Below are 11,823 nucleotides of genomic sequence, written 5' to 3' on the forward strand. Positions count from 1 at the left end.
CCCGGATCGGGGCACGCGGCCGACTGTGTACGAAAACTTGCCCACCGTGGCCGACCTCGATGAGCTCACCGACCTGGTCACCACGTCCCCGGAGAAGGACCGGTTGTTCGTCCGGTGGTCGGCCGGCCCCGCGGTGGATCTGCGCCGGGACGGGATCAGCCGCGACTCGCTGACCGGTGTGCCGCTGCCCGGCCTGTCGGCCAACCCGCTCACCGTCGAGCAGTGGTGGGGCGACCGGTCCCCGCGGCTCTGGTTCGCCCGTCGCCTGTACGACTACCGCCACCTGCGCTACCTGCGCGGGCCGGGCGTCCGGCCGTGGGTCCTGACCGGTGACCAGTGCGGCCGGGGACCGGACAACGAGCCGCTGGTCCGGGTGCGCCGGCCGGTCGCCTGGATCGCCGACGCCGCCCTGATCGAGGCCGAGCGGCTGGTCGAGGCCCAGAACTCGGCCGAGTGGGGCCCACTCGACCGGCGCGGTGCCCAGGGACGGTGAGTGCCGCCATCCCCGGGCTTCCCGTCGTCAGTTGGGCAGGAAGACCGCTCGTACGCAGTCGTCCTCCTTGTCCTTGAACATGCGGTAGCCCGTCGGGGCGTCGTCCAGCGGCATGGTGTGCGTGGCGAGGTGCTCGGTGACCAGCTCGCCGCTGGCCATCCGGTCGAGCAGCATCGGGATGTAGCGCTGACCGTGCATCTGCGCTCCCCGCACGGTGAGCCCCTTGTTCATCAGCGCGCCGAGCGGGAACTTGTCCACGAATCCGGCATACACGCCGAGGACGAACACGGAGCCACCCTTGCGGCAGGCGTGGATCGCGTCGCGCACCGCCGCCGGCCGGTCGGTCTGCAGGCGAAGCTGCTGTTTGACCTGGTCGTAGAGGAACTGCGCGCCCGGCGTGTGGGCCTCCATGCCGACCGCCTCGATGCAGACGTCGGGCCCCCGGCCGCCGCTGCGCTCCCTCAGTTCCGCTTCGACCTCCGTACGCTCGTAGTTCAGCGTCTCGGCGCCCGAGAACTTCTCGGCCTGGCGCAGCCGGTTCTCGTACCGGTCGATCACGATCACCCGCTCGGCGCCGAGCAGGACCGCCGCGCGGGCCGCCATCTGCCCGACCGCCCCGGCGCCCCAGACGGCCACCACGTCACCCGGTTTCACTCCGCCCAGGTCGGCACCCATCCAGCCGGTGCTGGCCGAGTCGGAGGCGAACAGGGCCCGCTCGTCGGTGACCGCGTCGGGCACCGTGAAGGCTCCGACGTCGGCGAACGGCACCCGGATGTACTCCGCGTGGCTTCCCGGGTTGCCGCCCATCGCGTGCGAGTAGCCGAAACAACCACCCGGCGCCTGCCCCCACAAGGTCTCGGTGATGGCCGGGTTGGTGTTGCCGTTGTCGCACAACGAGAAGAGCTGTTGTTCGCAGTAGTAACAGTGGCCGCAGGCGATGAAGGACGACACCACCACCCGATCGCCCACCCGGTGGTTGCGAACGCCGGACCCGGTCTCGACGACCTCGCCGACGAACTCGTGACCGAGGACGTCGCCCTTCTCCATGAACGGGATGTAGCCACCGAGCAGGTGCAGGTCCGAGCCGCAGGTGACCGTCCGGTTGACCTTGACGATGACGTCACCGGCGTTGCGGATCTCCGGGTCCGGCACCTGCCCGACGGCCAGCTTGTTGACGCCCTGCCACTGCAAAGCCTTCACAGCAGTCCTCCTTCACGACCGTGCCGGGTGGCGCCGCGCAACGCCGAGTTCAGCGCGGTGGGCTCGGTCGTCGGACCGCCCGGCTGCAGGACGTCGCCGACCTCGAGCAGGGACCGGCTCTCCCGCAGGAGACGCCGGATGTCGCCGTCGGACACCTTGTCGTCCAGAGCGCGCGCGCTGATCTCGGTGCCCCGATCGGCCGGGGCCGCTCGCAGCTGCACCTCGATCGTTCCGTGGTACGCGTTCAGCGGCTCCGGCAGCACCTCGGCGATCTCGTCCAGGGGCCGGTTGACCGTGATCACGTGGCGGCGGCCGGCGGCCGGCGCCGCACCGGACCGCCGTCGCCGGGTGATGACGCGATAGCTCGTACCGCCGAGAGCGGCGGTCGCCGTGATCACCAGCGCCGCCCGGGTCATGGGTTTCATGGGCTGTTGAGTACCAGTGTGGACGCCCCTCAAACGAGGCTTCCGGCGGTTTCAAGCGCATTGGGCGGGGAATGCGCCGCGCATGACGCCCCTGCCGGTCGATCTGGACGAACCGGCGCTGCCGCCGCACCTGCAGGTCGAGATCACCGCGGCCTGCAACCTGCGCTGCACGATGTGCCTCGTCCGCTACCGGCCGCCGGTCAACAAGCTGGCCGGCGCCATGCCGCTCGGGTTGTTCCAGCGGCTCGTCGGCGACCTGCCCGATCTGCGGCGGCTCACGCTGCAGGGCCTGGGCGAGCCGCTCCTCTCCCCCTATCTGCTCGACATGATCCGGACGGCCGTCGATCGGCGGATCACGGTCGGCTTCAACAGCAACGCCACGCTGCTCAGCCGCCGGCGGGCCGAGGAACTGGTCGACAGCGGTGTCGACTGGCTGCACGTCTCGCTGGACGGCGCCACCGCGGTGACCTACGAGAACATCCGCGACGGCGCGCACTTCGCAGGCGTCGTGGAGAACCTGGCCGGGCTGGTCACCGCCAAACGCGAGGCCGGCAGCAGCACGCCGTGGATCCGGGTGGTGTTCGTGGCGATGCGCGGCAACGTCGCCGAGTTGCCCGGCCTGGTCCGGCTGCTGGCCGGCATCGGGGTCGACGAGCTGCACGTGCAGAATCTGTCGCACAGCTTCTCCGACACCGACCCGGCCGGACGCTACGCGGGCATCCGCACCTTCACGGCCGGCCAGGCCCTCTGGACCGGCGCCGACCTCGACCACGCCGCCGCCATGTTCGCCGAGGCGGCCTCGGCCGCCGCCGAGACCGGCCTGCGACTGCGGCTGCCCGGGCTCACCGTGACCGAGCCCGGGCCGCTCGACGGACGCGGGTGCTCGTGGCCCTGGGAGGCGGTCTACGTCACCAGTGCCGGCGTGGTCCAGCCGTGCTGCATGGTCATGGGTGACGACCGGGCCACCCTCGGACAGCTCGGCGAGCAGACGTTCGCGGAGATCTGGCACGGTCCCGGCTACCGCGACTTCCGGCGACGGCTGATGAGCAACGATCCGCCGGAGGTCTGCCGCGGCTGTTCCCTCTATCGAGGCACCTTCTGACCTCCCCGACGGCCGGACCGGGCCGCTAACCAGCGCGTCGACGGTTAGGCCGGTCCGTCAGTGGGGATGATGCAATGCATGTCCATTCGCTCCGCGGCGATGCTGGTGGCATCGGCGCTGCTCGTCCTCACCGGCTGCGGCTCGGTCGACGAGCGTGCGGACGCGGCGGCCTCGGTCGCCACCGGACTGCTGACGGCCGTGCAGGCCCAGGACGGTGCAGACGCCTGTGCCGCGATGGCGCCGGACACCATCGCCGAGTTGGAGGAGTCGGCCGGCAAGCCGTGCGCCGAGGCGGTCCTGGACGAGGATCTGCCCGCCCCGGGCGCGGTGACCGGCTCGGACGTGTACGGCCAGTGGGCCCAGGTCCGGCTCACCGAGGACACCGTCTTCCTCGCCGCCTTCCCGGGTGGCTGGCGCGTCGTGGCGGCCGGCTGCACCCCGCGGGCCCAACGACCCTACAACTGTCTGCTGCAGGGAGGCTGACGTGCGGTTCCAGTTCGTTTTCCTGTTACTGGTGGTCGCCGCCGGGCTGGTCTACGTCACCGCCCTGGGGGTGCTGCACCGGTGAGAAGGTTCCTGCGCGACAACAGCCTGGGACTCGTCTTCGGGTTGCTGTTCCTGATCGTGCTGGCCGGCCAGGCCTTCGCCGGGCACGCCGACTACAACCAGCGGCTGCTGACCGAGGGCCTGGAGCCGGTCTCGCTCGGCCGTTACGTCACCTCAGCCAGCTTCGGGGTCGATGTCGCCGAGAACTGGCAGTCGGAGTTCCTGCAGTTCTTCCTCTTCATCTTCCTCACCGTCTGGTTGGTGCAGAAAGGTTCACCGGAGTCCAAATCCCTGGACAAAGTCGGTCGCGAGACCGCCGAGGAGCAGAAGATCGGCGAGTACGCCGACGAGGACTCACCGAGATGGGCGCGGACCGGCGGCCTGCGCACCACGCTGTTCTCCAACTCGCTGGGCCTGGTCATGGGCGCCATCTTCGTGCTGTCCTGGCTGGCCCAGTCGATCGCCGGCGTCGCCGCCTACAACGAGGAACAGCTCGCCGACCGGCAGGACCCGGTGTCCTGGGCGCAATACCTGCGCGAGCCCGACTTCTGGAACCGGACCCTGCAGAACTGGCAGTCCGAGCTGCTCGCCGTGGCCTCCATGACCATCCTGGCAATCTACCTCCGCCAGCGCGGATCGTCGCAGTCCAAGCCGGTCGGCAGCCCCCACACCGCCACCGGCGTCGAAAGCTGAGCCCCGCCGGCCGCGATCAATCCGGTTGTTCGCCGAGAACAGCGCCGGCGACATCAGGCAGCGAGGCTCCGGTGTCGGCCGCCCGCAACCGCAGCATGGCGTAGGCGCCGCCCGGCGTGCTGTGGTGCCGGGCGATCGTGGCGCCGATCGCCTGCTGGATGGTGGCCCGGACCCGGAACGCGCCGGCCAGCCCGTCGACCAGCTCCCTCCCGCCCGGATCCAGGTCCGCGTGGTCCGGGCCGACCGGCGCGGCGTCGTCGTAGGCGGCCCAGACAGCGGCGGTCAGGGCGGCCATCGCGGCGGTGTCGTGGCCATAGAGGTTGAGAGCGGCGACGGGCTCGCCGCGCCCGGCGAACAGCGGTACGGACAACGAGGTGTGCAGCCCGAGCCGGTAGGCGGTGTCGCGGAAGCCGGGCCAGCGCATCGTCGCGGCGATGTCCGGCACCGACAGTGGCCTCGCCGTCTCCATGGCCTCCAGGCACGGGCCGGCTCCCTCGGCGTATTGCGCCTCGTCGACGGCGGTGGCGATGTCGTTGCTGGCGGCAACGGTGGTGTAGGCACCGTCGCGCTGCGCGGTGACCGACGCGTAGCTGACCGCGGCCACTCGCTGCGCGGTGAGCTGGGCGATCGTGATGAGCTGGCCCTCGAGGCCGGAGTAGTCATCCGGGGTGCCCGCGAGAGTGACCAGCGCACGGGCCAAGAGGCGCTGGTCCTGCGCGAGGGACGGTGCCGGTCCCTGCTGTGTCATCTCAGCCTTCCTGCTCGCCTGGCCATGCCGGAGTCCGGCTCAGGTACCCGTCGTCGCCCGGTTCATGCCCGGGAGGCCAGAACGGCAGCCAATCCGGTGACCTGGCAGACCTGAACGGCGAGCCCGTGGACGCCGCGGACGGTGAACTGACAATCGGTGCCGTCGGCGTCACGGAGAGCGGCGAAGATGGTGTTGACCGCGGCCGCGCCGAAGAACTCGACCCGGCTGAGGTCACAGCACACCCGGCGGTCACGCCCGATGGCGTACGTCAGGACGGTGCGCAGCGCCGGGGCGGTGTCCGCGTCGATGTCGCCGGCCACGTCGATGACGACCAGCTGGGGCTCGGACGGGCCGCCAGGATGATCCTCGGTGTGCCGCGAGATGGTGGCCAGCACCGTGCCGCCGGAGCCGGTCACCGTGATCGACGCCGGCGACGACGCCTCGTGGTGAAAAAGATTCGAGTCCTCGGTGATGGGCGATGAATACCGCGAGGGGAACACGATGCTCCTGCGAGATAGGACAACAGAGAGACGGGCGCGCGGCTTGACCCTGTCCCCCTCCAACACTCCGACGCGCCACCCTCTTCCCGCGTCCTCTCCGGACCTTTCGGTGCCTCCGGAGTGACCCCCGGTAGCGGGAACCCGCACGGGCCGGCGGGAATGTACTGTCAGCGGCAGTTCGCCGGCCGGCGTTCACGGCGACATCGACCGGTTTCGTGGCCGCACTAGGATGTCGAGATCGCAGGGACGGACAACGGAGAACTTGATGGGCATCGAGCAGGGCAGCGACGAGCGCGGCGGACCGGATCTCGACCCCACCCGGCCACACCCGGCGCGACGGTACAACTACTGGCTCGGCGGCAAGGACAATTTCCAAGCCGACCGGGACGCCGGCGACGCGATCGCCCGGGTGTTCCCGCACATCCGCACCGCCGCCCGCGAGAACCGTGCGTTCATGCAGCGGGCGGTGCGTCACCTCGCCGGTGAGGCCGGTGTCCGGCAGTTCCTCGACATCGGCACCGGTCTGCCGACCGCGGACAACGTGCACGACGTGGCTCAGGGGATCGCGCCCGAGTCGCGGATCGTCTATGTGGACAACGACCCGCTGGTGCTGAGCCATGCCCGGGCCTTGCTGACCAGTTCGGACGAGGGCGCCACCGCCTACATCGACGCCGACGTGCGCGACCCGGAGAAGATCCTCGCCGACCCCGCAGTGCGCAGCACCCTGGACTGGTCGCAGCCCATCGCCCTGCAGCTGGTGGCGATCATGCACTTCGTCGAGGACCACGAGGACCCGTACGGCATCGTGAGCCGGCTGGTCGCCGCGCTGCCGGCCGGCAGCTACCTGATGCTGTCGCACGCGACATTCGATCCGCTCGACCCCGAGACGATCGCCGCCATGAACGCGATCAACGAGGGCATCAAGCCCCGGTTCAGCCCGCGGACGTTCGACGAGGTCGCCACCTTCTTCACCGGTCTGGAGCTGCTCGATCCGGGCATCGTCTCGGTCCAGGACTGGCGCCCCGGGCCGGGACCCCGGCCGTCCGCGGCCGAAGCCACCGGCTACGCGGCGGTCGCCCGGATCCGATAGGGCGGCGAGGTCTCAGTCCCGCCCCGGCCGGGTGCGGCGGGCGTCCGCGCTGGGCGGCACGCCGAAGAGCCTGCGGTATTCGCGGCTGAACTGCGACAAGCTCTCGTAGCCGACGGCGTGACCGACCCCGGCCACGTCCCCGGGCGCCGCCGTGAGCCGGATCCGGGCCTCCTGCAGGCGCAACTGCTTCTGATACTGCACCGGGCTCATCATGGTGGCCGCCCGGAAGTGCCGGTTCAGCGTGGCCACGCTGACGCCCGCGTGACGGGCCAGGTCATCGACGCGGATGGCCCGGTCGTAGTGGTCCTCGAGCCATCGGGCGGCGCGCCGGGCGATCGTGAAGGACTCGTCGGCCCGCCCGACCTGCCGGACGAGACCGCCCAGCGGACCGGTCAGCAACCGCCAGTGGATCTCCCGCTCGATCCCGGCGGCCAGGATCGCGAAGTCCCGCGGCCTCTCCACCAGGCGCAGCAGCCGGAGCATCGCGCCGAGCAGCTCGTCGTCCGCGGTGGCGACTCCGGCGCCGGGGCCGGGTGCCTCCCGCGCGGCCAGCTCGGGCGCTTCGAGCAGCAGCTCGGCGATGAGCTCGGGGCGCAGGCGCACCCCGGCCGCGAGGAACGGGTCGGCCCGGGTGATCCGCGCCGTCACGGCCAGCTCCATCGAGAAGACCAGGTACTCACCGGCGCCGTACCGGAACTCGTGCCCGGCCAGAGCCATGCGCTTCTCACCGGCCACCACGACGGCGACCATCGGCTCGAGGTGCGAGCAATACGGCTCGGACCCGGCGGTCGCGACCGACACCAGCGAGCCGGGCAGCCAGCTGCCCCGGGTGACCGTCCCGTGCAGCCGGGGAATCAGCTCGCGCAGCTCGGCTGTGACGTCCACACCAGGGAGTATGGCACTCGGACGGGGCAGCGCCGCGGTGAGCGGATCAGGCAACGGAGCGCGCCGAACGATCTAGGGCTGAGCCGCGGCCGGACCGACGATGAATCCATGACACAGACAGTCCTCATCACCGGAACCTCCAGCGGCCTGGGCCGCGCCACCGCCGAGCTGTTCCAGTCCCGGGGTTGGAACGTCGTGGCCACGATGCGCCGGCCCGAGGTCGAGACCGCGCTGACCGGGCTGGACAACACGCTCGTCACGCGGCTCGACGTCGAGGACGCCGGGTCGATCACCTCGGCCGTGGCCGCCGGCCTGGACCGCTTCGGGCGCCTGGACGCGCTGGTCAACAACGCGGGCTACGGAGCGTACGGGCCGCTGGAGGCGACGCCGATGGCCGCGATCCGGCGCCAGTTCGAGGTCAACGTCGTCGGCCTGCTGGCGACGACCCAGGCGGTGCTGCCGTACTTCCGCGGGCAGCGGTCCGGCGTCATCGTCAACATCTCGTCGATCGGTGGCCGGCTCGCGTTCCCCCTGGGCGCGCTCTACCACGGCGCGAAGTTCGCGGTGGAGGGGCTGTCCGAGTCACTGGCCTACGAGCTGGGCACGGTGGGCGTACGGGTGAAGGTCGTCGAACCCGGCGGCATCCGGACCGACTTCGGTGGCCGGTCCCTCGTCTTCAGCAACGACCCGGAGATCGCCGACTACCAGCCCACGGTCGGCCGGGTCCTCGACGTGCTCGGCCCGCTGACGGCCCAGGGCTCGGCACCCGCGCACATCGCCGAGACCGTCTTCACCGCGGTGACCGACGGCACCGATCAGCTCCGCTACGAAGCGGGCGCCGACGGCATCCGACTGCTCGACGCCCGGCGGGCGGCCGACGACGCCACCTTCCTGGCCGGCATCAGGGACCAGTTCGGCCTCGCCGATGTCGGGCCGGACCGGTTCCAGCCCGGGCTCGGCTGAACCTCCGGCCCATCCGCAACATCATCGGCTGCGAATCACCGTCAGACGACGGGATCGGAGTGAGGCGATGAACGAGCTGGTGGGCGGCCGGTACCGGTTGCTCGAACTGATCGGCTCGGGCGGCATGGGGCGGGTCTGGCGGGCGCAGGACGAGCTGCTCCAGCGCGTGGTGGCGGTCAAGGAGATCACCGTTCCGTCGACCGCTCTGCTGGCCACGCAGACCATGCGCGAGGCGCGCGCCGCCGCCCGCCTCGACCACCCCGGCGTGATCACCGTGCACGACGTCGTCTGGCAGCAGGACCACTCCTGGCTGGTCATGGAGTACGTCAAGGCCCGCTCCCTGCAGGAGGTCGTCCGGGCCGACGGGCCGCTGCCGCCCCTGGAGGTCGCCCGGCTCGGCATCCGCGTGCTGTCCGCCCTGCGCAGCGCGCACGCCGCCGGGGTCCTGCACCGCGACGTCAAGCCCGGCAACGTGCTGATCGCCGCCGACGGCCGGGTCGTCCTCACCGATTTCGGCCTGGCCATCATCGGCGACCGGGAATCCGGCGCCCCGGACCCGCTGCTCGGCTCGCCGCACTACGTGGCGCCGGAACAGCTGCGCGCGCAGGAGACCGGCGCGCCGGCCGACCTGTGGTCGCTGGGCGCCACCCTCTACACCGCCGTCGAAGGACGGGCACCGTTCGCCCGCGACGACATCCCGGCGTCTCTGCACGCGCTGCTCAACGACGAACCCGACCCGCCCCGCCGGGCCGGACCGCTGACCGGCCTGCTGCTGGCCCTGCTCGACAAGAACCCCGAGCGCCGCCCGGACGGGGAACAGACAGCGGCGTGGCTCGAGACGGTGGCCGCCGGAACACGCATCCCGGCCCGGTCGCCGGCCGACGGCACCGCCTTCGCCCCGGTCGCCCGGGGCATCGCCACGGTCACCGGACGGCGGCGCCGCCGTCCCCGGACGGCCGTGGTCGCCGGCCTCTCGCTGGCGCTGCTGGCCACCGGGGGTGCTGCGTATGCCGCCCGGTCACATCAGGCCGGGCCGACGCGGCCGGCCGCCGTCGAATCGACCGCTCCCGCGCCGGCCCCCACCCTGCAGGCCGGCGACCTGTGCGGCCTCGGCACCGACCGCCGGCCGATCGCCGCCGCGACCACGCGCGTGCCGGCCGGGCTGCCGGCCGGGTGGATCTGGACCCGTGACCCGGTCGGGTTCGCCCTCGCCCTGCCCGCCGGATGGCAGCGCTCCACCAGCGGCAACGAGGTCTGCTTCGGCGACCCGGCCGGGAAGCGGGCCTTCACGGTGAACCAGTCGCCGGTGCGCACCCAGCAGCCCCTCGCCTACTGGCAGGCCCGCGAGAAGGACGGCGGCCTGCCCGGCTACCGGCGCATCAGCATGGGCGTGCTGCTCCTGCAGCGCGGCGGCGCCGACTGGGAGTACACCTGGCAGCCCGACTCGGACACCACCCTGCACGAGCGCCGGGTCCTGGTCGCGACCTCGGGTGCGCAGTCCTACCTGCTGCGCTGGACGACCGCCGCCCCGGACTGGAAGCAGACGTTGCCCGTACAGAAGCAGCTTGTGACCTTGTTCGCCTCCGCCCGCTGACCGCACCCGAAAGTGATGCCGATGAAGTTCCGCCGCACCCTGTTCGCTGCCCCGGCCGTGGCCGCCCTGCTGCTGGCCACCCCGACCGCCGCGCTCGCCGACGAGAGCGTGCACGTCAAACTGCTCGCGCTCAACAACTCCGGCGCGAGCGGCACCGCCACGCTCACCGCCCTGGACAACGGCGACCTGAAGATCAGCATCCGTTCGACCGGGCTGGTGCCGAGCTCGCCGCACGCCCAGCACCTGCACGGCTCGACCTCGGGGATGGATTTCCACTGCCCCGACATGTCGGCCGACACGAACGGTAACGGCTACGTCAGCACCGAGGAGGGCATGCCCGACTACGGCGACATCTTCGTCTCGCTGACCACCCAGGGTGACATCTCCAAGGCCAGCGGCCTCGCGGTCGACCGGATGCCCACGGCCGACGCCAAAGGCAACCTGACGTACGACCGGACCCTCGCGTCCGCCGACCTGCCGAAGGGCACGATCGAGCACCTCAAGGACCTGCACGTCGTCGAGCACGGCGTCGACGCCAACGGCAACAAGAAGTACGACCTCGACGGCCTCGGCGAATCCACGCTGGCCAAGTCGGCCGGGCTCAGCGGCATCCCCGAGGAGGCCACCGACCCGGCGACGTGCGGCATGGTGGCCGGCGCCGCCGTGGGATCGGTGCCGGTCGGTGGCGTGGCCACCGGTGACGGCAGCACCCGCGACAAGGCCGCCGTCTGGTACGGCACCGGCGGCCTCGCGCTGCTGGCCGCCCTCGGCATCGTCGTGGTCGCCCGTCGCCGCTCGTACGTGCTGAGCCGCGCGCAGCGATGACCCGGCCCCGCACGCTCGCCCTGGTGATCGCCGCCGTCCTGGCGGTCGCCGGTGCGGGCGCGATCGCCGTCGGCGTCCACGACGAGCCGGCCGCCGAACCGGTGCGGAGCGCGCCACCGGCCGCGCCGCTCTCCGCCCCGGCCGCCCGGACCGGCAGCGACGTCCTCACCCGCGGGGAACTTCTGCCCACGTCCTCCCCGACCCGGGTGCGGATCCCCGCGCTCCGCGTCGACGAAGCGATGACCGGCCTCGGCCTGAACCCGGACGGCTCCATGCAGGTGCCGACCGACGCGCGCACCGTGGGCTGGTACACCAAGGCCCCCACCCCCGGGTCGCTCGGACCGGCCGTGCTGGCCGGCCACGTCAACTACCACGGCACCGACGGCACCTTCGCCCGGCTCTCCACGCTGCGCGCCGGCGACCAGGTGAAGGTGACCCGGCAGGACGGTGTCACGGCCGTCTTCGCCGTCACCCGCGTCGACCGCTACGCCAAGGACCAGTTCCCGGCCGACGCCGTCTACGGCGCCATCGACCACGCCGGGCTGCGCCTGATCACCTGCGGCGGCGACTTCGACAACCGCACCGGCCACTACATCGACAACATCGTCGCCTACGCCGAGCTGCGCGGGACCGATTGACATCCTCTCCGTCCTAAAGGACGGAGATTCCCTCCACGCTGCGCGTGGAACACGCGGCGTCCGGGTGGGTTACCGCTTCGCCGCGCGGTGCCGGGACGAGTCCCGGTCTTACCTGCGCTCC

Annotated in this window: 14 protein-coding genes; 9 read left to right on the forward strand and 5 right to left on the reverse strand. The window is 71.6% G+C overall.

Annotated features, from left to right (window positions below; translation table 11 throughout):
- The first annotated feature begins 25 nt into the window (after positions 1–25).
- Positions 26–493, forward strand: coding sequence for a DUF6098 family protein (locus NAG42_RS36420; protein ID WP_308201233.1), 468 nt, complete (start codon positions 26–28; stop codon positions 491–493).
- Between the two features lie 27 nt (positions 494–520).
- Here NAG42_RS36420 and NAG42_RS36425 read toward each other — a convergent pair whose 3' ends face one another.
- Positions 521–1,693, reverse strand: coding sequence for a zinc-dependent alcohol dehydrogenase (locus tag NAG42_RS36425; RefSeq protein WP_250036718.1), 1,173 nt, complete (start codon positions 1,691–1,693; stop codon positions 521–523).
- Positions 1,690–2,118, reverse strand: coding sequence for a hypothetical protein (locus NAG42_RS36430; protein ID WP_250036720.1), 429 nt, complete (start codon positions 2,116–2,118; stop codon positions 1,690–1,692). Before NAG42_RS36430 ends, NAG42_RS36425 begins: the two co-directional genes overlap by 4 nt.
- 82 nt (positions 2,119–2,200) lie before the next feature.
- Between NAG42_RS36430 and NAG42_RS36435 the strand changes: the two genes are divergently transcribed.
- The 3 genes from NAG42_RS36435 to NAG42_RS36445 all read left to right on the forward strand — a co-directional run bounded on the left by NAG42_RS36435 (position 2,201) and on the right by NAG42_RS36445 (position 4,459).
- Positions 2,201–3,220: a radical SAM protein gene (locus tag NAG42_RS36435; RefSeq protein WP_250036721.1), complete on the forward strand. Its 1,020-nt coding sequence runs from the start codon at positions 2,201–2,203 to the stop codon at positions 3,218–3,220.
- 78 nt (positions 3,221–3,298) lie between these two features.
- A complete protein-coding gene (locus NAG42_RS36440; protein ID WP_250036723.1) occupies positions 3,299–3,703 on the forward strand; it encodes a hypothetical protein in 405 nt (134 codons plus the stop codon).
- A gap of 81 nt (positions 3,704–3,784) precedes the next feature.
- The gene (locus NAG42_RS36445) at positions 3,785–4,459 is read left to right on the forward strand and encodes a DUF6766 family protein (protein WP_250036725.1); all 675 of its coding nucleotides are present in this window, start codon (positions 3,785–3,787) and stop codon (positions 4,457–4,459) included.
- A gap of 16 nt (positions 4,460–4,475) precedes the next feature.
- Here NAG42_RS36445 and NAG42_RS36450 read toward each other — a convergent pair whose 3' ends face one another.
- Both NAG42_RS36450 and NAG42_RS36455 read right to left on the reverse strand, forming a co-directional pair.
- On the reverse strand, positions 4,476–5,207 hold the full coding sequence (locus NAG42_RS36450; protein ID WP_250036727.1) for a GAF and ANTAR domain-containing protein: 732 nt from the start codon (positions 5,205–5,207) through the stop codon (positions 4,476–4,478).
- A gap of 62 nt (positions 5,208–5,269) precedes the next feature.
- Complete coding sequence (locus NAG42_RS36455; protein ID WP_250036728.1) at positions 5,270–5,707, reverse strand: STAS domain-containing protein; 438 nt, start codon at positions 5,705–5,707, stop codon at positions 5,270–5,272.
- 265 nt (positions 5,708–5,972) lie between these two features.
- Between NAG42_RS36455 and NAG42_RS36460 the strand changes: the two genes are divergently transcribed.
- The gene (locus NAG42_RS36460; RefSeq protein WP_250036731.1) at positions 5,973–6,797 is read left to right on the forward strand and encodes an SAM-dependent methyltransferase; all 825 of its coding nucleotides are present in this window, start codon (positions 5,973–5,975) and stop codon (positions 6,795–6,797) included.
- Positions 6,798–6,809: 12 nt separating this feature from the next.
- Here the strand turns inward: NAG42_RS36460 and NAG42_RS36465 are convergent, their stop codons facing one another.
- Positions 6,810–7,682 carry an AraC family transcriptional regulator gene (locus NAG42_RS36465; protein WP_250036733.1) on the reverse strand — a complete coding sequence of 291 codons (873 nt, stop codon included), beginning with the start codon at positions 7,680–7,682 and terminating at the stop codon, positions 6,810–6,812.
- A gap of 108 nt (positions 7,683–7,790) precedes the next feature.
- On the opposite strand from NAG42_RS36465, the gene NAG42_RS36470 reads away from it, so the two are divergent.
- The 4 genes from NAG42_RS36470 to NAG42_RS36485 all read left to right on the forward strand — a co-directional run bounded on the left by NAG42_RS36470 (position 7,791) and on the right by NAG42_RS36485 (position 11,702).
- A complete protein-coding gene (locus NAG42_RS36470) occupies positions 7,791–8,645 on the forward strand; it encodes an SDR family oxidoreductase (protein WP_250036734.1) in 855 nt (284 codons plus the stop codon).
- A gap of 67 nt (positions 8,646–8,712) precedes the next feature.
- On the forward strand, positions 8,713–10,239 hold the full coding sequence (locus tag NAG42_RS36475; RefSeq protein ID WP_250036736.1) for a serine/threonine-protein kinase: 1,527 nt from the start codon (positions 8,713–8,715) through the stop codon (positions 10,237–10,239).
- 21 nt (positions 10,240–10,260) lie between these two features.
- Positions 10,261–11,064, forward strand: coding sequence for a GVDTG sorting domain-containing protein (locus NAG42_RS36480; RefSeq protein WP_250036738.1), 804 nt, complete (start codon positions 10,261–10,263; stop codon positions 11,062–11,064).
- Complete coding sequence (locus NAG42_RS36485; protein ID WP_250036740.1) at positions 11,061–11,702, forward strand: class F sortase; 642 nt, start codon at positions 11,061–11,063, stop codon at positions 11,700–11,702. The genes NAG42_RS36480 and NAG42_RS36485 overlap by 4 nt, the downstream gene beginning before the upstream one ends.
- Positions 11,703–11,823: the final 121 nt, after the last annotated feature.

Source organism: Paractinoplanes maris (assembly GCF_023544465.1).
Lineage (GTDB): Bacteria > Actinomycetota > Actinomycetes > Mycobacteriales > Micromonosporaceae > Actinoplanes > Actinoplanes maris.

What these genes read in the sequence shown, in the direction of transcription:
- NAG42_RS36435 (WP_250036721.1), top strand. Translation starts at nt 2,201, where the DNA reads ATGACGCCCCTGCCGGTCGATCTGGACGAACCGGCGCTGCCGCCGCAC.
- NAG42_RS36485 (WP_250036740.1), top strand. Translation starts at nt 11,061, where the DNA reads ATGACCCGGCCCCGCACGCTCGCCCTGGTGATCGCCGCCGTCCTGGCG.
- NAG42_RS36480 (WP_250036738.1), top strand. Translation starts at nt 10,261, where the DNA reads ATGAAGTTCCGCCGCACCCTGTTCGCTGCCCCGGCCGTGGCCGCCCTG.
- NAG42_RS36475 (WP_250036736.1), top strand. Translation starts at nt 8,713, where the DNA reads ATGAACGAGCTGGTGGGCGGCCGGTACCGGTTGCTCGAACTGATCGGC.
- NAG42_RS36470 (WP_250036734.1), top strand. Translation starts at nt 7,791, where the DNA reads ATGACACAGACAGTCCTCATCACCGGAACCTCCAGCGGCCTGGGCCGC.
- NAG42_RS36450 (WP_250036727.1), bottom strand. Translation starts at nt 5,207, where the DNA reads ATGACACAGCAGGGACCGGCACCGTCCCTCGCGCAGGACCAGCGCCTC.
- NAG42_RS36430 (WP_250036720.1), bottom strand. Translation starts at nt 2,118, where the DNA reads ATGAAACCCATGACCCGGGCGGCGCTGGTGATCACGGCGACCGCCGCT.
- NAG42_RS36460 (WP_250036731.1), top strand. Translation starts at nt 5,973, where the DNA reads ATGGGCATCGAGCAGGGCAGCGACGAGCGCGGCGGACCGGATCTCGAC.
- NAG42_RS36440 (WP_250036723.1), top strand. Translation starts at nt 3,299, where the DNA reads ATGTCCATTCGCTCCGCGGCGATGCTGGTGGCATCGGCGCTGCTCGTC.